Annotated in this window: 22 protein-coding genes; 5 read left to right on the top strand and 17 right to left on the bottom strand. The window is 32.3% G+C overall.

Annotation, left to right across the window (positions count from 1 at the left end):
- The first annotated feature begins 130 nt into the window (after window positions 1-130).
- Window positions 131-1,132, top strand: a complete 1,002-nt coding sequence (locus tag DIS18_RS05875) for an NAD(P)H-dependent glycerol-3-phosphate dehydrogenase (protein ID WP_109352598.1) — start codon at window positions 131-133, stop codon at window positions 1,130-1,132.
- Window positions 1,133-1,301: 169 nt separating this feature from the next.
- On the opposite strand, the gene DIS18_RS05870 is transcribed toward DIS18_RS05875, so the two are convergent.
- The 3 genes from DIS18_RS05870 to DIS18_RS05860 form a co-directional block, all read right to left on the bottom strand.
- Window positions 1,302-1,697 carry a hypothetical protein gene (locus DIS18_RS05870; RefSeq protein WP_109352078.1) on the bottom strand — a complete coding sequence of 132 codons (396 nt, stop codon included), beginning with the start codon at window positions 1,695-1,697 and terminating at the stop codon, window positions 1,302-1,304.
- Window positions 1,698-1,784: 87 nt separating this feature from the next.
- Window positions 1,785-2,804: a phenylalanine--tRNA ligase subunit alpha gene (gene pheS / locus DIS18_RS05865; RefSeq protein ID WP_109352077.1), complete on the bottom strand. Its 1,020-nt coding sequence runs from the start codon at window positions 2,802-2,804 to the stop codon at window positions 1,785-1,787.
- Between the two features lie 152 nt (window positions 2,805-2,956).
- The gene (locus DIS18_RS05860; RefSeq protein ID WP_109352076.1) at window positions 2,957-3,313 is read right to left on the bottom strand and encodes a hypothetical protein; all 357 of its coding nucleotides are present in this window, start codon (window positions 3,311-3,313) and stop codon (window positions 2,957-2,959) included.
- A 74-nt stretch (window positions 3,314-3,387) separates the two neighbouring features.
- Here DIS18_RS05860 and DIS18_RS05855 point away from each other — a divergent pair, with 74 nt between their 5' ends.
- Window positions 3,388-3,906, top strand: coding sequence for a CvpA family protein (locus tag DIS18_RS05855; RefSeq protein ID WP_109352075.1), 519 nt, complete (start codon window positions 3,388-3,390; stop codon window positions 3,904-3,906).
- Between the two features lie 49 nt (window positions 3,907-3,955).
- On the opposite strand, the gene DIS18_RS05850 is transcribed toward DIS18_RS05855, so the two are convergent.
- From DIS18_RS05850 to DIS18_RS05790, 13 genes are all read right to left on the bottom strand, one after another.
- A complete protein-coding gene (locus DIS18_RS05850; RefSeq protein ID WP_109352074.1) occupies window positions 3,956-4,585 on the bottom strand; it encodes a carbonic anhydrase family protein in 630 nt (209 codons plus the stop codon).
- Between the two features lie 20 nt (window positions 4,586-4,605).
- Window positions 4,606-6,474, bottom strand: coding sequence for a SulP family inorganic anion transporter (locus tag DIS18_RS05845; RefSeq protein WP_109352073.1), 1,869 nt, complete (start codon window positions 6,472-6,474; stop codon window positions 4,606-4,608).
- Between the two features lie 17 nt (window positions 6,475-6,491).
- On the bottom strand, window positions 6,492-8,084 hold the full coding sequence (locus tag DIS18_RS05840) for a SulP family inorganic anion transporter (protein WP_109352072.1): 1,593 nt from the start codon (window positions 8,082-8,084) through the stop codon (window positions 6,492-6,494).
- Between the two features lie 88 nt (window positions 8,085-8,172).
- Window positions 8,173-8,472, bottom strand: a complete 300-nt coding sequence (locus DIS18_RS05835; protein WP_109352071.1) for a hypothetical protein — start codon at window positions 8,470-8,472, stop codon at window positions 8,173-8,175.
- Window positions 8,473-8,518: 46 nt separating this feature from the next.
- Entirely contained in the window at window positions 8,519-9,277 is a 759-nt protein-coding gene (locus tag DIS18_RS05830; RefSeq protein WP_109352070.1) for a tetratricopeptide repeat protein, read from the bottom strand.
- 1 nt (window position 9,278) lies between these two features.
- The gene (locus DIS18_RS05825; protein ID WP_109352069.1) at window positions 9,279-11,054 is read right to left on the bottom strand and encodes a BatD family protein; all 1,776 of its coding nucleotides are present in this window, start codon (window positions 11,052-11,054) and stop codon (window positions 9,279-9,281) included.
- A gap of 37 nt (window positions 11,055-11,091) precedes the next feature.
- On the bottom strand, window positions 11,092-11,955 hold the full coding sequence (locus tag DIS18_RS05820; RefSeq protein ID WP_109352068.1) for a tetratricopeptide repeat protein: 864 nt from the start codon (window positions 11,953-11,955) through the stop codon (window positions 11,092-11,094).
- 143 nt (window positions 11,956-12,098) lie between these two features.
- Window positions 12,099-13,136 carry a vWA domain-containing protein gene (locus tag DIS18_RS05815; protein WP_109352067.1) on the bottom strand — a complete coding sequence of 346 codons (1,038 nt, stop codon included), beginning with the start codon at window positions 13,134-13,136 and terminating at the stop codon, window positions 12,099-12,101.
- 15 nt (window positions 13,137-13,151) lie between these two features.
- Window positions 13,152-14,156 (bottom strand): vWA domain-containing protein, encoded by a 1,005-nt coding sequence (locus DIS18_RS05810; protein WP_109352066.1) that lies wholly within the window; start codon window positions 14,154-14,156, stop codon window positions 13,152-13,154.
- Window positions 14,156-15,775 carry a BatD family protein gene (locus DIS18_RS05805; RefSeq protein ID WP_425428173.1) on the bottom strand — a complete coding sequence of 540 codons (1,620 nt, stop codon included), beginning with the start codon at window positions 15,773-15,775 and terminating at the stop codon, window positions 14,156-14,158. The genes DIS18_RS05810 and DIS18_RS05805 overlap by 1 nt, the downstream gene beginning before the upstream one ends.
- A gap of 83 nt (window positions 15,776-15,858) precedes the next feature.
- Window positions 15,859-16,725: a DUF58 domain-containing protein gene (locus DIS18_RS05800; RefSeq protein WP_109352064.1), complete on the bottom strand. Its 867-nt coding sequence runs from the start codon at window positions 16,723-16,725 to the stop codon at window positions 15,859-15,861.
- A 121-nt stretch (window positions 16,726-16,846) separates the two neighbouring features.
- A complete protein-coding gene (locus tag DIS18_RS05795; protein WP_109352063.1) occupies window positions 16,847-17,848 on the bottom strand; it encodes an AAA family ATPase in 1,002 nt (333 codons plus the stop codon).
- A gap of 229 nt (window positions 17,849-18,077) precedes the next feature.
- Window positions 18,078-19,181, bottom strand: a complete 1,104-nt coding sequence (locus DIS18_RS05790) for a DUF4382 domain-containing protein (RefSeq protein WP_181363988.1) — start codon at window positions 19,179-19,181, stop codon at window positions 18,078-18,080.
- 163 nt (window positions 19,182-19,344) lie between these two features.
- Here DIS18_RS05790 and DIS18_RS05785 point away from each other — a divergent pair, with 163 nt between their 5' ends.
- The 3 genes from DIS18_RS05785 to DIS18_RS05775 all read left to right on the top strand — a co-directional run bounded on the left by DIS18_RS05785 (window position 19,345) and on the right by DIS18_RS05775 (window position 22,605).
- Entirely contained in the window at window positions 19,345-20,097 is a 753-nt protein-coding gene (locus tag DIS18_RS05785; protein ID WP_109352062.1) for an SDR family NAD(P)-dependent oxidoreductase, read from the top strand.
- 34 nt (window positions 20,098-20,131) lie between these two features.
- Window positions 20,132-21,265 carry an ATP-binding protein gene (locus DIS18_RS05780; protein WP_109352061.1) on the top strand — a complete coding sequence of 378 codons (1,134 nt, stop codon included), beginning with the start codon at window positions 20,132-20,134 and terminating at the stop codon, window positions 21,263-21,265.
- Between the two features lie 389 nt (window positions 21,266-21,654).
- A complete protein-coding gene (locus DIS18_RS05775) occupies window positions 21,655-22,605 on the top strand; it encodes a hypothetical protein (RefSeq protein ID WP_109352060.1) in 951 nt (316 codons plus the stop codon).
- 526 nt (window positions 22,606-23,131) lie between these two features.
- Here DIS18_RS05775 and DIS18_RS05770 read toward each other — a convergent pair.
- Window positions 23,132-24,322 (bottom strand): DUF1501 domain-containing protein, encoded by a 1,191-nt coding sequence (locus tag DIS18_RS05770; RefSeq protein WP_109352059.1) that lies wholly within the window; start codon window positions 24,320-24,322, stop codon window positions 23,132-23,134.
- Window positions 24,323-24,324 lie beyond the last annotated feature (2 nt).

The following is a 24,324-nucleotide window of genomic DNA, read 5'->3' as shown; positions in this document are numbered from 1 at the left end:
AATATAACATTTTAGGGTTCTTGATTATGTAGTTTCAAAACGCGTGCCAAAAAAGAAACAACCTATATTTCAACACTTTATAATCCCTTATATTTTCCGTATTTTTGAAATAGTAAAAGATTTAAAATCTATGGATAAACCTTTAAAATATGCGGTTTTTGGTGCAGGAAGTTGGGCAACAGCCATTGTAAAAATGCTTTGCGAAAATTTAGATGAAGTTGGTTGGTATATGCGAAGTGTTTATATAAAAGAGCATATATTAAGAGAGGAGCATAACCCAAGTTACTTAAGCTCAGTTGAATTTAATATAAAACAACTAAAAATTAGTAATGATATTAATGAAACAGCAGCTTATACTGATGTTTTAATATTTGTAATCCCTTCGGCTTTTATTTATAAGGAGTTAGAAAAATTAAATATTGATATTACAAACAAAACCATAGTATCTGCCGTTAAAGGTATTGTGCCAGAAACTGGTTTATTAGTAGGTGAGCATTTTAATGAACACTATAAAGTACCTTTTGAGAGTATCGCTGTTATTGCTGGCCCATGTCATGCAGAGGAAGTGGCTCTAGAGCGTTTATCCTATTTAACCATCTCGTGTTGGGATGCTGAGAAAGCGCAACACATAGCCAATAGTTTATCTAGCGACTACATTAAAACTAAAATTAGCGACGATGTTATAGGCGTTGAATATGGTGTAATGCTTAAAAATATTTATGCTATTGCTGCAGGAATAGCCCACGGTTTAGGCTATGGCGATAATTTTCAAAGTGTTTTAATGAGTAACGCCATTCGAGAGATGAAACGTTTTATTAAAAAAGTACATAAAATGAAACGCAACATTAATAATTCAGCTTATTTAGGCGATTTATTGGTAACAGGCTACTCGGTATTTTCAAGAAATCGCATGTTTGGAAACATGATTGGTAAAGGTTACACTGTTAAATCTGCCCAAATGGAAATGAATATGGTTGCCGAAGGTTACTACGCCACAAAAAGTGCTTTTTTAATTAACACCAATAACGAAAAGAAGGCAGATACTCCAATAATAAATGCCGTTTTCGAGATTTTATACGAAAACAAAAACCCTAAAAAGGTATTTAAAAAGTTAACAGATAAGTTAGATTAAAATTATTTGGGCGTTACCCCAAAAAGGGTTCGGGCTTTCTGTTACAAGTCCTCGCACCTCCTACGTCGGGCTGTGGGCTATCCACTACAAATGCAAAGCATTCATGATTTCATTAATCTAAAATATTAACCAATGAATAATCCCTAACACGGGCAAATCTGCCAAAGTTCTATTTTACCAAAATACCTTTAACCTCCATTAAAGGCAAAGGTTGTAACGCTTTTAAATTAATGGTGTTTTTTCTAAACAAATACGTTTTGTCAAACATTTGATTCCCCTCAAAAAAGGACACTTTAAACGTGTTATTTAAAGCAAATAACTCTTCTTGCATCAATTCAATTTTAGCATAACTTTTTTTAGGAAGCATATCTATTTTTTTTCTAAAAACTGATGTTGTTTTGTTTTCAGAATAGCCACTAGTCACAATAATTACCATCTCTAAATCAACAGCTTTATCGTTTATAATGTAAGCATTCCAATCTTGAGTTTTATAAATAGCGTTGTATTCGTTTACTACGGCAATATAAACGTCTTCAACTTTTGGGATTTGGATGTCTTTTTTCATTATCTGTCATTCCTGCGAAAGCAGAAATCTTTTTATATTTAAAGTTTGAAAGTGGATTCCGCATCAAGTGCGGAATGACAAAAAAAATTAAAGTGAACTTTTAAACTGCTCCAAAAACCTAACATCATTCTCACTTAATAAACGAATATCACCAATTTGATGTAAAAGCATTGCAATACGGTCTATACCTACTCCAAATGCAAAACCAGAATATTCAGCAGTATCTATTTTACAATTTTCAAGTACGTTAGGGTCTACCATACCACAGCCACCAATTTCTAACCAACCAGTGCCTTTAGTTATTTTGTAATCTGTTTCAGTTTCTAAGCCCCAATACACATCAATTTCTGCACTTGGTTCTGTAAACGGGAAGTATGACGGACGTAAACGAATTTTACTTTTTCCAAACATCTCAGTTGTAAAGTGCTGAAGGGTTTGTTTTAAATCTGCAAAACTCACATCTTTATCAATATACAAACCTTCAACTTGGTGGAAAAAACAATGAGAACGTGCTGATATTGCTTCGTTTCTATAAACTCTACCCGGAGAAATGGTTCTAATAGGCGGTTTATTATTTTCCATATAGCGTACTTGTACAGAACTGGTGTGAGTACGTAATAATATATCTGGATTGGTTTGAATAAAAAACGTATCCTGCATATCACGAGCTGGATGATATTCTGGTAAGTTTAAAGCTGTAAAGTTATGCCAATCATCTTCAATTTCTGGACCTTCACTAACATTAAATCCAATTCGAGAAAAAATATCTATTATTTGATTTTTTACTATAGAAATAGGGTGACGCGCACCAATTTGCACGGGTTCGCCTGGGCGAGATAAATCACCATAAACCCCTTTTACTTCTTCTTTACTTTCAAGCTCTTCTTTTAAAGCATTAACCTTTTCTTCAGCCGTTTTTTTAAGTTTATTTATAGTCTGACCAAATTCTTTTTTCTGATCGTTTGCTACATTTTTAAACTCGGCAAAAAAGTCGTTTAATAATCCCTTTTTTCCTAAATATTTTATACGAAATGCTTCAACCTCTTCTTTTGATTGGGCTTTGAATGCTTCTGCTTCTGCTATGAGTTGGTTTATCTTATCTATCATGACATCCTAAAATGAAGGCAAATTTACTATTTTTTACGTGAATTGCGTTAGGGATTGAGGTATTGTTGAAGCTCTTTTTGTGTTGTTGCACCTATGCAACACAAAAAAGCGACTACCGAAAGCCCGACCCTAGTGGTAACGCCCAAATTATTTTAATTAATATACTCAGTTTCTACAAAGTAGTTTACAATGGCTTCCTTCATTAAAACGCTTTGTTCGCCTGCTTTTAAATGGGGTAAGGTTTCGAGTGTTTTGTAGTGTGGCCAACCGTCTTCATCCACAAAATCGAGCTCGTAATAGCCATAAGGCGCAAGGAGTTTGCAAATGGCTATGTGCATGAGGTCTAGCTTTTGGTCTTTTTTAAAGGTTCTATCCAACTGCCCGAGTTCTTGTACGCCAATAAGGTAAATTATAGCATCCAAATCTAGTGGGTCGCCATCGGCAAACTGATTGGATAGTTTTTCTACCACCAATTGCCAGCGTTCTTTTAATTGTTCGTCTCTTGCCATAATAATTTCTGAGATGCAAAGTTAATAAACCTAAGTGTTAGTATTATTTTATATTTGTTTAAAATCTGATAATTATGGGGGTTATTGATATTGTTTTAGGGGCTTTAATTTTATTTGGGCTTGTACGTGGGTTTATGAAAGGGCTTTTTGTTGAAGTTGCTTCTTTAGTGGCTTTGGTTGCAGGAGTTTATGGCGCTATACATTTTAGTAATTTTGCTGCCGATTTTTTGCAGACTAAAACAGAGTGGAACGAAAAAACTATTAATATTACTGCTTTTGCTATAACCTTTGTCATCATCGTTTTAGCTATTGGACTTGCAGGAAAGGCATTAACTAAGTTAGCCAATTTTGCTGCTTTAGGTATTATAAATAAATTGGCTGGTGGAGTTTTTGGAGCCTTAAAAATTGCCTTAATTTTAAGTGTAGTTTTAAATGTTTTTGATAAACTTAATAATACCATTACGCTTTTAGATGATGATACTAAAGAAAGTTCTGTGCTTTACAAACCTGTAAAATCCCTGGTACCAATGATTTTTCCGAATTTATTAAACCTTAATGAGGAAAATGCTTCTACTGAAGAAAATGAGGCGTAAAAAAAGCCACTAAAAAGTGGCTTAATATTTTATTAAAGATGAATGCTTTTTAAAGCATTTCTACTTTTCCTGAAGATAACATATATACGCCGCCTACAATTTTAATATCTCCTGCATCTTCCATTTCTTTCAGAATAGAGCTACGCTCTCTAATACGTTCAATAGTAAGTTTTACATTGTTCTCAACTGTTTTTGCTACAAATGTTTTATTTGATGAGTTCAATTCACCATCAACCTCATCAGAACTTTGTTTTACAGCTGGTAAAATGTTTGCTAACATATCTGTAATATTACCAAGTTCTACGCCATCACAAGCAGCTTTTACAGCCCCACAACTTTCATGACCTAGAACCAAAATTAATTTACTACCAGCTACTTTACATGAGTATTCTAAGCTTCCTAAAATATCAGTATTTTCAAAATTACCAGCTACTCTAGCAACAAAAACATCTCCAATAGCTTGGTCTAAAACAGTTTCTACAGGAACTCTAGAATCGATGCAAGAAAGCACTACTGCTTTTGGAAATTGTCCGCCCACAGTTTGCGATACCAAAGCAGAATTATCAACTGCTTGCATATTATTATTTACAAATCTTTTATTTCCATCTAATAAATCGTCTAAAACATTTGAAGGAGATAGACTTGTTTGTACATCTTTAGTGATTGCTATATTTTTCATAATTTTTATTTTTAGTATAATTAATTGTTTTTTATATTTTGTTTAACCCATTCCATACACTGATTAAAAGTGTCAAATATTTGTTTTTCTGGAACTAAATCTGGAATTATATCTATTCTTTCCATCATATATCTTGGTTGCTCTTGCAAGCCAACAAATAGTATTTGCTCTTCATTTTTAGTAAGATCATAAAGCATATCTTCCATAGCATATAGACCCGATTGATCCATATACTCCATTTTATCTAACCTTAATATTACTGTTTTAGCAGATTCAGGTAGCTGAGATTTAAGTTGTAAAAAATCTCCAGTAGATCCAAAAAACAAAGGCCCGTTAATGTGTTTGATAAAAACCTCTTCTTTTAAATTATTAGGAAAACTTAATTCGTCTTCCCAAGGGGTTTCTTTTAACTGTTTTACTGTTGATTTTTTACCTAGCATATCCCCAGCTTTCTTCATAAAAATTAAGGATGCTAATACTAAGCCAATACCTACAGCATAAACTAAATTCCAAAATGTTGAAAGTATGAGTACTACAAACATAATGAGTACTTCTGAGCTTAATTTTATAGGACCAACAGAAATATCTTTTGGTAAACTTGGTATAGCTTTTAAGCCTTTATAATCCATAACTCCAATACCTACTGTTATAAGAATTCCTGAAAGCACAGCTGCTGGAATCTTAGATGCAATAGGGCCTAAACCTAGTAAAATAACTAAAAGTAATAAACTTGCTATCATTCCAGATAACTTGGTTTTACCTCCAGAAGAAATATTTATTACAGTTCTTATTGTAGCCCCAGCACCCGGAATGCCTCCAAATACAGATGCTATACTGTTACCTATTCCCTGACCTATAAGTTCTTTATTTGGTTTATGCTTGGTTTTAGTCATATTATCGGCAACAACACTTGTAAGTAAAGAATCTATAGCTCCTAATAAAGCTAATGTTAATGCTGTAAAGATGTAAGGGGTTATATTTTTAAGTTGAAAACCTGTGAAAATTTCTAAATTTGGTATTGGCAAGCCACTAGGGATTTCTTCAATCTGTTTATAATCAAAATTACACAGTACTGCTATTGAAGACATTACAATTAAAGCTACTAGTGTACTAGGAACTGCTTTTGTTATTTTTTTAAACCCATAAATGATTATGATGGTTCCTAAAGCTAAAAGAAGTTCAAGCCAGTTGATGTTTTGAAGCGCTCGAGGTAATATTTTTAGAGTACCCCATACTCCCGAAGCTTCTCTAGCTGCAAGGATTTTTGATTCACTTAAAACATCTAAATCGTCAATTTCACCTACTCTTGATACAACACTATTATAGTCGTTTAGGTTCAACGCATCATTTTGTTTCTTGGTCTTTATTTCATTTATACTTCTATCAAAAATAACTTGTTCAACTTGAGGCTTAAACCTATCTACATACTCACTATCTTCTTTTGAATAATACCCAATAGATGGTAGAATTTGAGTAACTAAGATTATAACTCCAATAGCTGTCATGAATCCAGAAACTACAGGGTAAGGAATATATTTTATATATTTTCCTAAACCCATAAAACCCAATCCTATTTGTAATAAACCAGCTAACAGGAATACTGTAAGTATTATGGGTAAAGCTTGAGTTATGTTGCCATTATTTGCTGCTATAATACTTGCAATTACAACCATACTTACAGCTGTCATTGGTGCTGTTGGTCCTGAGATTTGGGTATTAGTTCCTCCAAAAAGTGCTGCAAAAAAACTTATAAATATTGCACCATATAAACCCGCTGCTGGACCTAAACCTGATGAAACACCAAATGCAAGAGCTAGCGGAAGTGCTATTATTCCAGCTGTAATCCCTCCAAAAGCATCTCCTTTTATATTAGAAAATATTTGCTTCAATATCTTATTAAATTATGTTATTTCTTTGGTTTATCCAGTTTGAAAAACTCTATATAACTATGTGGATTTTCAACAATACCTCGCTCTGACACTAATCTTATATCAATATTTCTTTCTTTTGCTTTAAAAGCAAAGTCTTCAAGAATTTCAATAATATCATTATCTAAGTATCTGGTTTTTCTAACATCTAATTCTAAAAATGAATCATGAGGTAAACTATCTAATTCTTTAAGAATTGCACCTTTATTAAAAAATGTTACCTCTTCTGCAAGTGTCATTTTTATTTTTCCATCATCAACATCTTCTCCTTCTATGTGTAAGAAATGAGAATTTTGAAAACTTTTAATTAATATCACAACAATACCAACAGCAAGACCTAAACCAATACCCCAAAGTAAATCGATAAATACAATTCCTAAAATTGTTACAATAAAAGGTACCCATTGTTTCCAACCTAAACTAAACATTGTTTTAAAGGTTGATGGTTTTGCTAGTTTAAAACCTACAATAAATAATACCGCTGCTAACACAGATAACGGAATCATGTTTAAAAGTTTAGGTATTAGTATTACTGAAATTAATAAGAAAAACCCATGAATGATGGCAGACATTTTTGTTCGCCCTCCAGACTGAATATTTGCAGAACTTCTAACAATTACTTGTGTAATTGGTAAACCTCCAATAAAACCAGAAATTATATTACCTGTTCCTTGTGCCAATAACTCTCTGTTAGTAGGCGTTACATTTTTGTGCGGATCTAATTTATCCGTAGCTTCTACACATAACAAGGTTTCAAGTGAAGCCACTATGGCAATCGTAAACCCTGTTATCCAAACATCCATTCTAGTTATTGCTGAAAAGTTTGGAAAACTAAATTGACCTAAAAAACTATCGAAATCTTCTGGAACAGGTACAGAAACTAAGTGATTGTCCGTTATACCAAGTGACCCTCCTTTAGTTGTAACATAAAAAATGATACCTACTACCACAGCAACTAAAGGCCCTTGTACAAGTTGAAATATTTTTCCTTTATTACTCAAAACGTTAGACCATAATAGTAAAATAGCCATCGCTATTATAGCGATGATAGTCGCGCCCATACTAACATTACCACTAATTAATGCATTAATAGCCTTTAAAAGTTCAGTTAATGTGTTTTCACCATCTATTTGCAGAAATGCAAAATCGCCTTGAGGGTCCTCATCCATACCAAAAAAGTGAGGGATTTGTTTCAAAATAATAATAATACCAATACCAGTAAGCATACCTTTTATAACCGAAGAAGGAAAATAGTATCCAATAATACCTGCTCTTAAAAACCCAAGTAATAATTGAATAGCACCTCCAATAACTACAGCTACCAAGAAGTTTTGATATCCGCCTAAAGCACCAATAGCAGTAAGTACAATTGCCGCTAAACCAGCAGCAGGACCACTTACACCAATATTAGACCCACTTAATGACCCGACAACAATACCACCAATAATACCTGCAATTAATCCTGAAAAAAGTGGAGCTCCACTTGCTAATGCAATACCTAAACATAATGGTAGTGCCACAAAAAATACAACTATACTCGCTGGCAAGTCGTTTTTAATATATTTAAACATAATAATAATTTAAGTTTTGCTTGTGATATAAAAATATCAAAAGCAATTAAAAAGAAATGATTTTAGACCACTTAGGCCAATAAAAAAGCTATATTAATTCTGGTGGAGGAGAGATAAGGTATAAATGAGGCTTTTTATACTTTTTAGAGAAATATGCCAAATCAAGTTCTGTTTCATTTAGATCTATGTAATGTATAGACTTTAAAAACTCATAACACAGTAACTCCTTATCCTTCTCTTTTTCTTGCCCTTTTTTTTCCTCCTCTTCATTACAGGTATAGAATATAGATACATCAACCTTGTTATCAATTAATATAATAACGGTTGGCGCTATTAAAAACGCCAAAAACATTACTGATAAGAAAACTGAAACTATACTTCTATACATTTTTCTTGTTTAAAAAGTAAATATATTAATATATGTTCAAATACAATTAATTTATCTTCAACGATTTAATCTCATCTGATAAAACCCAACCTACTTTTCCATCGGAAAGCTCTATCTTTTTCCAATCTTCATAAGCTTCAAGTATTTGAACTTTAGTACCTTCGTGCAATCTAAAAAGTTCTTCACTTCTGTTGTTTGGATCACTTTTTATTTTACTTTCTTGAGCAAAAATAATCGCTGGATTATCTTGTTTATCTAAATTAAACTTATGAAAAGCAAAAGCTAACGTTATAAAGACTAATATTAAAGCAGCTATACTTCCAATAAAAGATAAACGCTTATTTAAAGTTGAATAAGCGAAATAATAAAATAAAAACAATGCAACAAAACAGAAAACAAAAGCTACTGAAGTTTTTGCCCATTGATCAAAAGACATTTTATGAGTTGTTGTATTTAACAGTTTTGAAAACCCTGCATCTGGAACAACATCAATTGCGTCAATAGTCATGTTTTTAGCAAAAGCAATATTGTTTTTAATATCTGAGTCATCATGATTTAACAATAATGCCTTTTCATAATAATAAATACTTGGTGCAATATTATTAAGTTTATAATGTGCGTTGGCTAAATTAAAATATAAGTCTGCTGAATGCTTTTCTGAATCTAAAATCATTTGATAATTATCAATAGCCTCAGCGTATTTACCTTCATTATAAAGCGCATTAGCCTTTTCAAATAAAGCATTATTTTGCGCAAAAATCCCAAAACTGAATAAAAACAATAGTATGTAAAATATCTGTTTCATATTAACGCGCTTGTTTATCAATTAATGAAATAGTTTTCGCAGCTTTATCATAATCCTCTTGCATGGTTACAATATCGATAGGTGTATAACGTGCCAATTCACAGTTTTCTAAAATACTTGCGAAATCTCTTATAACAGAATCTTCAACACCTTTTTCTTTTAATAGACTATTGATTTTATCCTTACTTAAATCACTTGTTTCAATATGCAATTTCGCCTTTAAATAGTTGTGTAATGCTTTTTCTAAAGCGATATAAAATGCTTCTTTTTTTCCAAGTGATTTTTTGGCACTACCTAAATATTTACGAGCTAACTTGTTCGCTTTCCTGATTTTGTTTCCATATACGTCTGCATCCCTAGTGGCTTTCTTTTTACGAATAAAAATAGCCAAAGGAATTACCAAAAATGGTAATACTAGGAGACTCCAAAATAAATTAGTCTTAAAAAAATGATTTACCTTAATTGGTGAAAAACTCGTTTTTGTTTTAATAAATGCAAACTGATCACTGTTTAAAATAACGGCTTGTTTGTTGGCATTATTAGAAACTGTATTGCTTTCTGAAGATGTTACATTAGATGGTCCGTTTAAAACATTAATAACTATTTCATCTGATGTTAATCTTTTGTAACTCTCTGTTTTTAAATCAAAATAAGAAAATGAAATACTAGGTATTGGATATTTACCTTTATATTGAGGTACAACAGTATAACTGTCTGAAATATTTCCTTGCATTCCAGCCAGATTAGTTCTAACATTTTCTTTATGTTCTGGCTCATAAACTTCTAAAGAACTTGGTAATGAGATTTTTGGGAGTTTAAATAATTTTAAATTTCCTTTCCCTTTTACATTAACTTTTACTTGAAGAGATTCTGTAGCATCAAGCTCTGTTTTTGAAGATGTTACATCTAATGAAAAATCTCCAACGGCTCCTGTAAAATCCACAGGTTTTCCTGCTTCTGGTAATGCTTTTACATTAATGGTTTTATTACCTGCCGAAACCGTTCTATTAACTCTCGTCATTAATAAACTTCCAAAAATGTCTCTCCTATTAGAAGGCACACGCATTGAAAGATCCAAAGTTAATGGCTCGATGTTTAATTTCCCTGTTTTTTGTGGATATAAAACTGTTTTTCTGAGTACTAAAAATCGATAATCTTCACCTTTATAAGTTCCGTTTTGAACCTTTTGACCTTGAGTATTTATATTCTGGCTCCAAAAATCATTATATCTTGGTGTATCTATTTCATTCCAATTATCAACTGCAATTTTAGGAGAAACATAGAGCTTATACACTACAGTTATGGCTTCATTAAGATATGGATTCGATTTGGAAACCTCAGCTACTAAATGAATATTTTGTGACGCTAAATACTTTGGATCATTAGGGTCTTTAGGAATATCTACGGCAGCAGTAACTTGAATTTTTACAGGCGTTGTTTTATAGGTTTCTCCTCCTATATTGATTGTAGCCTGAGAAATGGTAAATACTCCACGCTTTTTTGGCGATAAAAAATAAGTATAGGTTTTTTTAAAAGATCGTTTACCATTAATCCACGAATTACTTACTGATTGATTTGGGCCACCAACAACTGTAAATCCAGTAAAACTTGGTGGGTTGAAATTATCTCCATCTTGATTCATTTCAAAATCAACACGTAAACGCTCGTTTACTCCTAGTTTATTTTTACTCACTTTAGCATCAAACTTAACCTGAGCAAATGTCATACTTGCTGTAAGTATAAATAAAATGATGGTTATGTGTTTTTGTAATTGCATTGTCTTCTAGCTTCCGTCTTCTTACTTCAATCTTATTTTACCAGTCTTTATCCGTCTTTATCTTAACGCCTTTTTGCTTTTCAGCGTTCATTTTTTCTTGAACCTTTTGTTCTTGATTATTCATGGCTTCTAACAAATTCTTTATTTGCTGAGGCGATAATTGTCCGGGTTGAGGCTTTGGTTTTTGTTGCTCCTTTTTCTTGTCTTCATCACCCTTTCCTTTATCCTTTTGTTCATCCTTAGGCTTACCGTCTTCATCTTTTTCATCTTCGCCTTCCTTCTTTTCTTGATCTCCTTCGTCCTTTTTGTCTTCTTTATCTTCTCCGTCTTTGTCTTTATCTTTTTTATCCTGGTTTTCTTTATTATCTTGATTTTCTTTGTTTTCGTCCTTTTTGTCTTGATCGTCTTTTTTATCGTCTTTATTTTTATCCTCCTCTTTTTGTTGTTCCTCTGCACAAATTTTTGCAACACTCAAATTGTATCGTGTTTCATCATCTGAAGGGTTATTTCTCAATGCGCTTTTATAGGCTTCAACAGCTTCTTTACACTTTTTATTTTGCATTAAAATATTTCCAATATTGTGAAACGCTTTGTGTTTCTCAGCTTTTGAACTGGCAGTTTCAGTTGCTTGTTCTAAACGATAAAGTGCTTCATCTAGATTGCCACTTTTAAAATATGACGTACCTAAGTTATATGCTCCTGCAATTATAGTTGGATGTTTTGAAATGGCTTTTCTATACTCCATTTCAGCTGAAACAAAATCCTCATTTTCAATTAATTCATTACCCTCATACACAAAATTATTAGCTTTTTTTTCGGCTAATAATAGTTCTTTATTTTCTTCTTGAGAAAAAGAAAATATCGATGATAACATTAGTAAGAATAATATTATATGCTTCATTTTTATTTCTAAATTATAAAACCTAGTTTATTTTGTTCGTTAAATATTTTATAAAATTAATCCCTTTCGTTTTACTTCAAAATGTGCTTTCAATGTAAAATTCTTTTTATTTCATCATTATTGAAGATGATATTCAATTTTAATTAAAAGTTCTCATTAAATAAATCTAACTTTTTCAACCACGCAGTTTTTCTTTCTAATAGAAAAATATCGATTAATAAAAAGAAAATTCCAAAACCTAAAAACCATTGAAACTGATCTTTAAAATCAGCAAACTCTTTAGCTTCAAACTCTGTTTTATCCATAGCATTTAATATCTCACGGATATTAGCAACTACATCTTTTGTTATTTTTCCGTTAATATATGCGCCATTAGCTTCAGATGCAATATTCTGAAGTGTTTCTTCATTTAACTTGGTTATTACAGTTTCGCCTTGGCTATCTTTTTTATAATTTAAGACAACTCCGTTACGTTTTTCTGGAATAGGACCGCCTTTTACATCTCCAACACCAATAGTAAAAATTCTAATACCTTCTTCACTTGCCTCTTCTGCTACAATAGCTGCCTGCTCACTATGGTCTTCACCATCTGAAATAATGATTAAAACACGATTGGTCTGCTCTTCGTCATCAAAATAAGTTCTTGCTAATTTGATGGCCTCATTAATTGCTGTTCCTTGTGAGGATAACATATCAGTATTCATGCTTTGTAAAAACATTTTTGCAGAAGCATAATCTGTTGTAATTGGTAGTTGTGGAAATGCTTTTCCTGCGTAAGCTATAATTCCAACTCGATCACTAGCTAAATTATTGATGATTTGAGTAACTAACTGTTTCGATTTTTCTAAACGGTTTGGAGCAATATCTTCAGCCAACATACTTTTAGAAACATCAACTGCAAAAACAATATCTACGCCTTCACGTTTTACTGTTTCCAACTTGGTTCCAATCTTTGGATTTACTAGAGCAATAGCTAAACAAAAGAATGCTAAACTTAAAACAACAACTTTTAAAACTGATTTAAATATAGATCTATTAGGACTTAACCTTTTAAGTAATGCGGCATCTGCAAACCTTTTTTGTGTTTTATATCTCCAAAACTGAAGCACCAAAAAGAGTAGAATTATTACTGGAATAATCGCTAATACCCAAAACCATATTTTTTCTTCTAATTGATACATTTTTTTGTTTAGTTTTTAAACAAAACTTCTAAAAATAGTATAGCGCAACAGTAATTCAATTAGCAATAACAAGCCTGCTAAAATTACTAATGGACGGTACTTTTCTTCGTAATTGTAATATTTAAATTCTTCTATTTCTGTTTTTTCAAGTTTATTTATTTCATCATAAATCTCTTCAAGCTTCTTGTTGTTGGTGGCTCTAAAATATTTTCCTCCTGTTACCTCAGCGATTTCTTTTAGTAAATCTTCATCTATCTCTACTTGAATTCTTCCATATTGAAAATTTCCATTTGATAAAATACCAACCGGTGATAATGCCATTCCGTTTGTTCCCAAACCAATTGTATAAGCTTTTATACCATATTCAACAGCTAACTCACTTGCAATTTTTGGATCTATAAAACCAGAATTATTTACACCATCCGTTAGAAGAATAATCACTTTACTTGACGCTTTACTATCTTTTAATCTATTTACTGAGGTAGCTAAACCCATACCTATAGCCGTTCCTCCTTCAATAATTGTGTTATATCTAATACTTCTAAGTGATCGAAGTACAATAGCTTTATCACTCGTAATTGGAGTTTTTGTATAGCTTTCACCTGCGTATTCTACCAAACCAATTCTGTCGTTGGGTCTACCTTTAATAAACTCTGAAGCAACTTTTTTTAATGCTTCAAGTCTATTTGGTGATAAATCTTTAGCCAACATACTTGCTGAAACATCAATTGCCATAACAATATCGATACCACGCGTTGTTTTTGTTTTGGTAGACACATCTACAGATTGAGGTCTTGCTAATGCCATAATAAGTAGCCCTAAAACGAGTAGCCTTAGCACAAACAAAACAGGTCTTAATTTTGGCAACCAAGACTTAGTGACTTTAAAGCCTTTTAGACTTGATATTTTAAGTTCTGCTGTTTGCTTTTTATTCTTAAAAATATACCAAAGTATAGCCAAAGGAAGCGCTAACAACAACCAGAAAAATTCTTTATTTACAAATTCAATCCCTTCAAACATTATTCTTCTGCTGGTTTTAGTTCAACTGAATTTAAAATACGTTCTACCATTTGGTCTGCATAAACATCATTTTGTCTCCATGTAATAATTATTTGTTGCATCACTTTATTTTCAGCAGTAAAACTTAATGAAGTATACTTACCATTGATGAAGTTTTCTGTATTTTCTATTGGGTATTCTAAGGATCCAAACGTTTTTATTCCTTCAGCTCCGTTTGGTGTTACAAATTTTTCATTTTTTGTAATTATATTTCTACCTCCATTATTTTCAATTACCTTAAGATTCCCTTCTATGGCTTTACCAATATCTAAACTATCTAATTTTTGAGCTAAAACAGTAGTTGAAATAACTATTGTTAGTTTGTTTTTTTGCTCAAAAGAAAACGTAGTAATATCCATTTTACCCTTTAACTCTTCGGGTAAAGGTACAGCTGTTCTTTTCAAAACTTCTGGTGTTGAAATAGTAACTGGAGGAAACCCATATTCACTTGTTACCCAATCGCCTTCTAAAAGTTCCTTACTATCATGACCAATAATAGTATCTTTCACATAATCAAAACCATATTTTACAGAAAGCCCTGTAAGTGTAGCTAAAAGTAAAAAGATGCTAATTCCAACCGTTAACCAAATCTTTTTTCGTTTCTTTTTGCGCTCTTGCTCTTCTCTATATTTTTCGTCTAGAAGTTTTTCTTCTTCGGTAGGTTCAGGTAATGCTTCTTTAACATGATCAATTTCAATATCTATAGTATTTCTATCAATTTTAGCTAACTCAATATCTGGAGCAGATTTAGCAAATTTTACTAAATCAGCACGTTTTAGAATACTTTCTAAGTTCTTGATATCTTCATTACTCAAATCAACTTGGTTACCTTCTTTAAGTAAATTTAATCTTGTAATCAATTCATCAGTAGTGCTTTCCAAGGCATGATCATATACTTTTTCGTCTAGGTATTTTCTAATAATAAATGTTAGCTCAGAATAGTAATCTTTCAAATTTTCATTTTCAAGATATGGTCTTTCATCTAACTTTTGTAAAGCCAATTTTGCTCTATCATAGGGTGGTAATAATGCTATTTCTTCTTCTTCAGTTAATGGCTTTTTTCGCCATATAAACCAGTATAATAAAAAAGCAACTGCCCCAATAATCAATAATGTAAGCAATAGGTATTTCCACCAATCACTTCCTTTTTTGTCAACAGCAATAATGGGTTTGATATCGTAAAGACCTTGAGTAGTATCAATAACTACATTATTAACCTCAACCTTTAAAGAATCAGTAAAAAACGTTTTATCTCCAATTATAATTTTTTGCCTTGGAATGGTGTATTTACCAGAATCGAATTGCGTTAATCCATATTTTTTAATCAAGCTATATTTATCGCTTTTAGATGTTTTCTTTAGCGTATCAATATCATAGGATTCTATCATTTCTAGAGGCGTAAAGGTTTGTCCCTCTGGAAAAACAACTAAATCTGTAGTGTCTGCTTCAACTTGAATATGGTAAGTAATTTGTTCTCCAATTTTTATTGAAGTTGAATCGATAGTTGATGAAACTTGAGCTTTAGTAGTAAAAGTGAATAATAAGAAGGTAAGAGCTAAAAAGCACCTATGATTAATCATAAATATCTTCTTCTTACTATAATTCATATTTTGAAACTTATCTCTTATCACTTTTAACTTTTAACTTTTAACTTTTAACTAGATTATCCCCTTCTTTTAAAATACCCTAATAATTTTTTCACATAGCTTTCGTCTACACGACAATCAATAGCACCTGCACCAGATTTAGTGAAGCTTTCTTTATAATAATCTACTTTTTGACTGTAGAATTTCCCATAATTAAGTCGTACTTTTTTTGATGATGTGTTTACTAGCATCAACTCGCCAGTTTCTTCATCTTGCATTTGTACCATGCCTAAGTTTGGAATGTCTTCTTCACGTTTATCATACACTCTAATTCCAGTTACATCGTGTTTACCAGAAACAATTTTCATGGTTTGATGATAATCATCCGCTATAAAATCAGACAATACAAATACAATAGCCTTCTTTTTCATGACGTTTTGCATAAATTTTAAAGCTTCGGCTAAATTGGTTTGTCTGCTTTCAGGTTGAAATTCGATTAACTCACGAATAATACGAAGCACGTGCGAACGCCCTTTTTTAGGTGGTATGTATAATTCTACTTGGTCTGAAAATAAAATGAGACCAATTTTATCATTATTCTGTGTTGCTGAAAACGCTAATGTTGCGGCAATTTCTGTAACTACCTCGTTTTTAAATTGCTGCTCTGTCCCAAATAATTCAGAACCCGAAACATCTACCATAAGCATCATGGTAAGTTCGCGTTCTTCTTCAAAAACTTTTACATAAGGTTCGTTGTAACGCGCAGTAACATTCCAATCAATATTCCTAACATCATCTCCAAATTGATATTGGCGCACTTCACTAAAAGTCATACCACGTCCTTTGAAAGTAGAATGATATTCTCCTCCAAAAATATGATCAGACAAACGGCGTGTCTTAATCTCTATCTTACGTACTTTTTTTAGTAATTCTTTAGTATCCATCTATTCAGTAAACAGTTTTCAGTCGCAGTATTCAGTTATCAATAAACCGTTGAGTTTAGCATATCGTATTCAATCTTGAGTAAGCAACTGCATACTGAGACTGAACACTGGAAACTCTTTTCTATGGCACTTCTATCTCGTTTACTATCTTGTTGATAATATCAACTGAAGTTACATTTTCAGCTTCAGCTTCATAAGTAATACCAATTCTATGACGTAATACATCGTAAACTACGGCACGCACATCCTCAGGAATTACATACCCACGACGCTTAATAAATGCATAACATTTTGCTGCGGTTGCTAAATTGATACTTCCACGAGGCGATGCTCCAAAAGAAATTAATGGTTTTAAAGCTGGCAATCTGTATTTATCTGGATAACGTGTAGCGAAAATAATATCCAGAATGTATTTCTCAATTTTTTCATCCATATAAACATCACGAACAGCCTCTTGCGCTTTAAGTATCTGAGATATAGAAACCACAGGGTTTACTTTATCCCAAGCACCTTTCATGTTGGCTCTCATAATCAATTGCTCTTCGTCAATTTTCGGATAATCAATAACTGTTTTAAGCATAAAACGGTCAACCTGCGCTTCTGGCAACGGGTATGTTCCTTCTTGTTCCACAGGATTTTGAGTTGCCATTACTAAAAACGGCTTATCTAATTTAAAGGTTTCATCACCAATAGTTACTTGCTTTTCTTGCATTGCTTCCAGTAAAGCCGATTGTACTTTTGCAGGCGCTCTATTAATCTCATCTGCCAATACAAAATTTGCAAATATGGGTCCTTTTTTAATAGAAAAATCGTTGACTTTCATATTGTAAATCAACGTTCCTGTAACATCAGCAGGTAGTAAATCTGGTGTAAACTGTATTCTACTAAAACTCCCGTCTACAGCTTGTGCCAATGTATTAATAGCTAACGTTTTTGCTAACCCCGGAACACCTTCTAAAAGAATATGCCCTTGTCCTAATAAACCAATCAGCAAACGTTCCACCATGTGTTTCTGACCCACGATAACTTTATTCATTTCAAGCATCAGTAAATCAACAAAAGCACTTTCCTTTTCAATTTTCTCGTTTATCGACTTAATATCAATTGTCCCTGTTTCTTCCATCATTTTTTGTTTTATTAAAAGCCCGAATGTACGCTTAGTATTTGAGCATTGCAAAATGTTAAAAAAATTATTGTAAAGGTGTTAAAAAATGGTTAAAAAAATAAGCTAAGCACCTTTATCTAATGCTTTAACGTATTATTATGATAAGCAAATCTTAAATAGGATTTACAAATAAAAAAAAAGCACAAAATCATATGATTTTGTGCTTTTTTAATTTTTTTATTTAATGTTATTCCACTTCTAATAAAGTAGCATCTATAATTTCTTCTTCTGCTGGTTCTAAAGTAATCATGAACTCTTGCGAAACATAACCTACAGCGCTAATTGTAACGGTATAATCTCCTGGTACAACATTTTGTATTTCAAACATTCCATTCACATCTGACGTAACACTTGTTGAAGACGCATCATTTAATGTAATGGTTGCATCAACTTCTGCAGCTAAACCAGATATAGTTCCAGTTATTGAACCTGGTTTTAAACTTAACGCTATGGTTTCAGAAATCGTAGTAACTTCACCATTTGCAACAACAACATTTTCAACACTTACTTCAGAGTAATCTGAGTCTTCATTAACAGGCGAAATAACTACCTCATATGTACCTGCTGGTACTCCCCATAATGCAAATGCTCCAGTTTCGTCAGTATAAGCTGAAATTATAAAATCATCTTCAGTCTCAGGTGTTCCGTTATCATTTACTAAAACTGAAGCCATTACTGGAACATCACTTGGAGAAACCGTTCCTTCAATAATACCAGAATTTACTTCTGCACTTACATATAGCACAGGTTTTAAAATAATATTTCCTGAATTTCCTGCAATAACAATTGATTTTTCAACATCAAAATCTAACACGAAATCATACGCAAAACCTTCTTCTATTTCAGTATTTACTTTAAGTTTTAATCCAGATTGCTGTCCGCTTGGTGTTTTTAAATCAAAAGTTTCATCTAAGTCATTTTCATCTTTAATAACAATAGTATTTCCATCTCCTAATACCAATCGCATTTGGGTTAATTCTCCTTGAGGAATAGGAAATCTATCAACCAAAACTTTGCTTAAACCTCCCGTAAAATCTAGTAAATTTACAATGCCACTTTCGGATTCTAATGATATCCAACCGTTATCATCATCACTTTCATCATCCATTTTAATCAACACATCGACAACCTCAACATTAACTTCTTCAAAATCTCCAGGTGCATCAACTAATCTAACTGAGATAGTAGGTACTCCTTCTGCAATTTTATTAGAGTCAGAATTATCACAAGACCCCAAAAACATTACAGCAGTTAAAGAAAAAACTAATTTTAAATACTTCGTTAATTTCATAATATCATTTTTTTAAGTTCATAATATTTACGTCAAAAGTATGATTCACAGATGTTTTTTATTATTCAAAATTGAAAAAAAATTAACGCAATCGATAAAAAGAACGATATAAGACAAATATTTCAGGCTTTTGAGTATTTTTAAAGTGATTTAAAACTTAATGATGAAAAAAACAGCCCTAATTACCGGAGCTACAAGTGGCATAGGAGAAGCAACAGCCTACGAATTTGCAAAACAAGGCATCAATTTAGTACTCTGCGGCAGACGTTTACAACGTTTAGAAACCATCCAAAAAGCATTAGAACGTTTAACCGATGTGCATATTTTAAATTTTGATGTACGCGATAAAAACGACACTTTTAAAGCCATCGAATCACTCCCAAAAGATTTTAAAAACATAGATATTCTAGTTAATAATGCAGGAAATGCACATGGTTTAGACCCCATCCAAACAGGAAGTATTGATGATTGGGACGCTATGATGGATATAAATGTTAAAGGCTTACTTTATGTTAGTAAAGCTGTAATTCCACAAATGACAGCACGTAAATCTGGACATATCATCAATATTGGATCCTCGGCTGGAAAAGAAGTATATCCAAAAGGCAATGTGTATTGCGCCAGTAAGCATGCTGTTTTAGCTATTACTGAAGGCATGCGGATTGATTTAAACCCTTTTGGAATTAAAGTAGGCGCTGTAAATCCTGGTTTGGTTGAAACCGAATTTTCTCAAGTGCGCTTTAAAGGCGATGCCATTGCTGATAATGTGTACCAAGGTTTTAAAGCTTTACAAGCTAAAGATATTGCAGAAATTATATACTTTGCTGTGTCAAGACCACCTCATGTTAATATTGCGGATTTGTTGGTGTTTCCAACGGCGCAGGCTAGTTCAACTTTAGTAAAAAAATCTCTTTAATTAAAAGATTCCTGCCTATGTAGGAACAACTGCTATGATTAACAAAAGGCTTCTTATAAAACACCTTCTAGCTCACAACGATGAGAACAGTTTTTATGATAAAAAGCGAAAAGTTGATATTAGCCATAAGGAAGGGAAAGCTAAGTTTTTAAAACATATTTGTGCCTTATCTAATAGCAATCCAAAAAACAATTCTTACATAGTAATTGGTGTTGAAGATGAAGACAACAACATTATAGGTGTTGATTTTTTTGATGATAGTAAAATCCAAAACCTTATTAATGCTTACTTGACTAATCCGCCTATTGTTCAATATGAAAATATTCCGTTTCCGCATTTACCAGACGATAAGGTTGTTGGGTTGGTAACTATTCGTCCAACCGGAAAAATAACATCACTTCGAAAAAACATCTGGAAATATTATGGTGGCTCTGTTTTTTTTAGAGATGGCAGCATCAGCATGCCCAAGGTGTTTGATATTGAAATAAAAGATGTAAACTCAAATATTGTTGCTGCCATTGAAAAGCATGCACAAAATAATATTGAACATACGCTTAATGGTGTTTTCGATTTTATGAATTTCAGGAAAGACTTCAACCCTCAGTATAAAGTTTTTAAGGAGTATTTTGTGGTATGTTGGGCAGGACAGAAAAAAGTGGTTAAAAATGAAACGTTTTATTCTCGGGTGGATATTGAATTAATTAATGAGCAGGTACGTTTATTTTTTTCGGCTTTAGATGACGTTTCTATTGCCATAAATGATGATAGTTTTAAAATTATTGAATACGTGAATCTTGGGCTTCAAGACTCTAATAAGTATTACCCTTTAGAAGAAACCATCATTAAATTTGAAGACAACGCCCATTATAATATTGAAACCAAATTATTGTTTGAGCCGCCACAGTTTAATAAAAAAGACCTCCACCATATTTATAACACAAACAACGCTATTTTAGATAAATTAAAAAAAGGGTTGTCTTTAACACCACGAGAAGCTTTGGATTTAAAGAATTTACCAGCTACGTATTTAATTTGTTATTTAAACTTATTTGATAAGGCTCTTGATAAACTTAATGAAGCGAAACCTTATTTAAAGGCTTACAATAAAGAGGTTTACAACTTATACAAGGAGTCTATGAGGATTTTAAGAAAAGTAAAATACAGTTAACAAATGTTAATAAATTTAACCTTAAGTTAACTTTAAAATTTTGAAAACATAGAATAAATCCTATCTTTGCACCGCTATTAATCTTTTTAATTAAACCTTGTGCCCCAAATCGTAAGATTGGTTCAGGGTTTTTTTTATGTCTTTTTTTCTGTTTTTAGTAATTAACATGTTTTGCCAGTGCTATAAATTTAGCCTTGTTTCCAAAAACCTATAAGCTTTTTATAGTTGTTATTCTTCGGGTAAACACTGCTTGAATTTGTCAGAAAAAAATGATAACTTCGTTTAACAATCGATAAAGTTCATTGAAACGGAACTTTATCTTTGCATTGTACTTAATTTAAAGCAACCATTTTGTAAAATGACCATCTAGTAATAAAATACAGAATACTATGATTAAAAAAATAACAATTTTATTTATTATTAGTTTTGTTATTTCCTGTTCAGGAGATGACGAATTTACGAGAGTAACATCTGAAATAGATATTACAATAGGTAATTCTATTTTTGTCAATAATGGGCAAATACTTGTAAGTGGTATTAAAAATTCGAATAATAATTTAACAACTAAATTTTGGATTGATAATATTTCAACCGATTCCATAACCTTTGCTAATTTATTAAAAATAGATGACATTTATCGTGGATCAATAGATAACTTATATAGAACAACATTCATCAACAAAACACATAATTATGACGCCAATCTGTATAGTTTTCATCAAGGAGCTTTAATGTCTGATGGAAACATATTATTTTATAAAGACAATAATCCTATAACTACAAATATTCCTAATCCAGGTGTCTTATCAGCTATAAGTTTTTTTAATAAACAACCTTTTTATAGTGGACATATTAGTAAAGAAATTTTTACTGAATTGCAGCAACCAAGTTTTGTTCCTAGTATCCCATTTTTTTGGGATGGAAATTCACCAATCATCGAATTACCTATGCCTGAAGAACTCTTTTTTAGAGGAACAAGTTGTCTACTTGTTGATTCAGATGATTTTTATGTTGGAGGAAAAACTTCATTTCCGATGTATTGGAAAAATACTGAAATGATAAAATTAGGAGAACTATTTGGTGAAGTAAATCAAATTTATTTAGCTGGAGAAAACATTTATGCTGTTGGATTTTATAATAAAAACAACAGTAATAGCACAGGACATACAGCTTGTTATTGGAAAAATGGAGAGTTATTTGAATTAGATGATAATGCTCAAGCGAATGGTATTTTTATTGATGGAAATGACATTTATATATGTGGATCAACAGGAAATGTTCCTGTAGAATATAACGCTTGCTATTGGAAAAACGGAATTAGAGTTAACTTACCAAAATAATTAATAACTTATAAAAACTAAGTACAACATTGGCTATAATTAATACGGGGTTTTAGTTCTTAACCCAAAGTTTAATGTATTTTTATAAGGACGTCAAATCATTTAGATTTGACTTTTGAATAAGAAAAAATTAAAGCAAACAAAATGCTTCGCCTTAGTGCTAGTTCGGAAGTTAATCGCTTATTTATTCCCGTACTAATCATAGTCGAGACCGATGGTATGTAATTGCCTGCGGCACCTAGAATCGCGTTTTGCAAACACTTCCTTTCTACTAATTACATACCATCGTCCACTGTTGATTGCTCCTCGCCAATTTTGTGTATATTTAGTCAAGTCTAAGAGAACTCCACACGAAACTACACACAGTGGACGTTAAACGAAACTTCCAAAAATTCAACAAGTATATTTAAAAAACTTAGCTAGCAAATATGCCCGCGTTAGGGATTGAACGGCATGTTGGAGCACCCGACCTAAGGAGGAGCGACTAGTGAAAGCCCGACCCCTTGTGGGTAACGCCCAAATTATTCTAAATAAAATCGAGCTGACTAAAGGACTTGTTGAGTACTTTTTTATCATCTACCTCCAGCCATTTGTCTAAAACGGTGGCGTATATGGTTCTGAAGTCTATTTCGAATTTTAAATCGCCATTATCATCCAAATTGTTTAGGCTTGCCATATTATTATAAAGTCCTTGCTTTTTTAGGTTTTCGCCTATTACAAATACGTTGTTTGCGGTACCATGATCTGTACCTGCGCTTGCGTTTTGTTTTACACGACGACCGAACTCTGAAAAGGTTAAAATTAGTGTGTCTTTAAAGGTGTTATTATCTTTTAAATCTTGCACAAAAGCTTCTACAGCATTGGCATACTGCGATAATAAACGTTTTTGGGTGTTTAGCTGGTTTACGTGTGTATCGAACCCGCCTAAAGAGGTGTAAAACACCTTGGTATCTAGCCCAGAATTGATGAATTGTGCTGTGGTTTTCATCTGTTTTCCGAACTTATTGTTTGGGTATTCTTGCAAACTGGTTACCGTTTTACTGGTTTCGAATATATACTTTGAAGACGACTGTGCATCGATCATAGACTTGTATAAATACCCTAAGTTATGCTCGTTTAAATGCGCATCGGTTTGATGGTTATGGATGTTTTTGAAATAGGGGTCTTTTGATAAATTATAAAATACTTTGGGGTCTTGTGTGGCAATTGCGTTTACTTTTTCGCCCTTCATGGCTAGAGATAAGCTTTCGTCTATTTCTATTGCACTGTAAGGTAATTTGCCATAATTATCTAAATAGCGACCTAACCAGCCACTTTGAGAAAACTCGTTTGAATCTGTTGCGGTTTGCCAAATATCCATAGAACGAAAATGAGAACGCACTGGATTTGGATAGCCTACATTGTTTATGATTGACAAATAGCCTTTATCGTAAAGTGCTTTTAGAGGTTGTAAACTTGGGTTTAAACCTACCTCATCATTAAGTTTTATGATGTCTGTTTTTGCAATTGATAATGTTGGTCGTTCTTTGTAATACAAATCGTTTCTGTAAGGTATTATGGTGTTTAAACCATCGTTACCTCCAGAAAGTTGTATAATTACTAAACGCTTATAGCCTAATTTACTGCTGGCTACCTCCTCAAAAGCGCGCACAAAACTAGGAACAAAAAATAAGCTACTAGCTAAGGATGACTGTTTTAAAAATTTTCTTCTGTCCATAA

The sequence above is a fragment of the Algibacter marinivivus genome (assembly GCF_003143755.1).
GTDB lineage: Bacteria > Bacteroidota > Bacteroidia > Flavobacteriales > Flavobacteriaceae > Algibacter_B > Algibacter_B marinivivus.
This window is presented reverse-complemented; position numbering and strand designations above follow the sequence as displayed.

Coding starts and splice junctions, on each gene's coding strand:
- DIS18_RS05875 (WP_109352598.1), top strand. CDS start 131: ATGGATAAACCTTTAAAATATGCGGTTTTTGGTGCAGGAAGTTGGGCA.
- DIS18_RS05870 (WP_109352078.1), bottom strand. CDS start 1,697: ATGAAAAAAGACATCCAAATCCCAAAAGTTGAAGACGTTTATATTGCC.
- pheS (WP_109352077.1), bottom strand. CDS start 2,804: ATGATAGATAAGATAAACCAACTCATAGCAGAAGCAGAAGCATTCAAA.
- DIS18_RS05860 (WP_109352076.1), bottom strand. CDS start 3,313: ATGGCAAGAGACGAACAATTAAAAGAACGCTGGCAATTGGTGGTAGAA.
- DIS18_RS05855 (WP_109352075.1), top strand. CDS start 3,388: ATGGGGGTTATTGATATTGTTTTAGGGGCTTTAATTTTATTTGGGCTT.
- DIS18_RS05850 (WP_109352074.1), bottom strand. CDS start 4,585: ATGAAAAATATAGCAATCACTAAAGATGTACAAACAAGTCTATCTCCT.
- DIS18_RS05840 (WP_109352072.1), bottom strand. CDS start 8,084: ATGTTTAAATATATTAAAAACGACTTGCCAGCGAGTATAGTTGTATTT.
- DIS18_RS05835 (WP_109352071.1), bottom strand. CDS start 8,472: ATGTATAGAAGTATAGTTTCAGTTTTCTTATCAGTAATGTTTTTGGCG.
- DIS18_RS05830 (WP_109352070.1), bottom strand. CDS start 9,277: ATGAAACAGATATTTTACATACTATTGTTTTTATTCAGTTTTGGGATT.
- DIS18_RS05825 (WP_109352069.1), bottom strand. CDS start 11,054: ATGCAATTACAAAAACACATAACCATCATTTTATTTATACTTACAGCA.
- DIS18_RS05820 (WP_109352068.1), bottom strand. CDS start 11,955: ATGAAGCATATAATATTATTCTTACTAATGTTATCATCGATATTTTCT.
- DIS18_RS05815 (WP_109352067.1), bottom strand. CDS start 13,136: ATGTATCAATTAGAAGAAAAAATATGGTTTTGGGTATTAGCGATTATT.
- DIS18_RS05810 (WP_109352066.1), bottom strand. CDS start 14,156: ATGTTTGAAGGGATTGAATTTGTAAATAAAGAATTTTTCTGGTTGTTG.
- DIS18_RS05805 (WP_425428173.1), bottom strand. CDS start 15,775: ATGATTAATCATAGGTGCTTTTTAGCTCTTACCTTCTTATTATTCACT.
- DIS18_RS05800 (WP_109352064.1), bottom strand. CDS start 16,725: ATGGATACTAAAGAATTACTAAAAAAAGTACGTAAGATAGAGATTAAG.
- DIS18_RS05795 (WP_109352063.1), bottom strand. CDS start 17,848: ATGGAAGAAACAGGGACAATTGATATTAAGTCGATAAACGAGAAAATT.
- DIS18_RS05790 (WP_181363988.1), bottom strand. CDS start 19,181: ATGAAATTAACGAAGTATTTAAAATTAGTTTTTTCTTTAACTGCTGTA.
- DIS18_RS05785 (WP_109352062.1), top strand. CDS start 19,345: ATGAAAAAAACAGCCCTAATTACCGGAGCTACAAGTGGCATAGGAGAA.
- DIS18_RS05780 (WP_109352061.1), top strand. CDS start 20,132: ATGATTAACAAAAGGCTTCTTATAAAACACCTTCTAGCTCACAACGAT.
- DIS18_RS05775 (WP_109352060.1), top strand. CDS start 21,655: ATGATTAAAAAAATAACAATTTTATTTATTATTAGTTTTGTTATTTCC.
- DIS18_RS05770 (WP_109352059.1), bottom strand. CDS start 24,322: ATGGACAGAAGAAAATTTTTAAAACAGTCATCCTTAGCTAGTAGCTTA.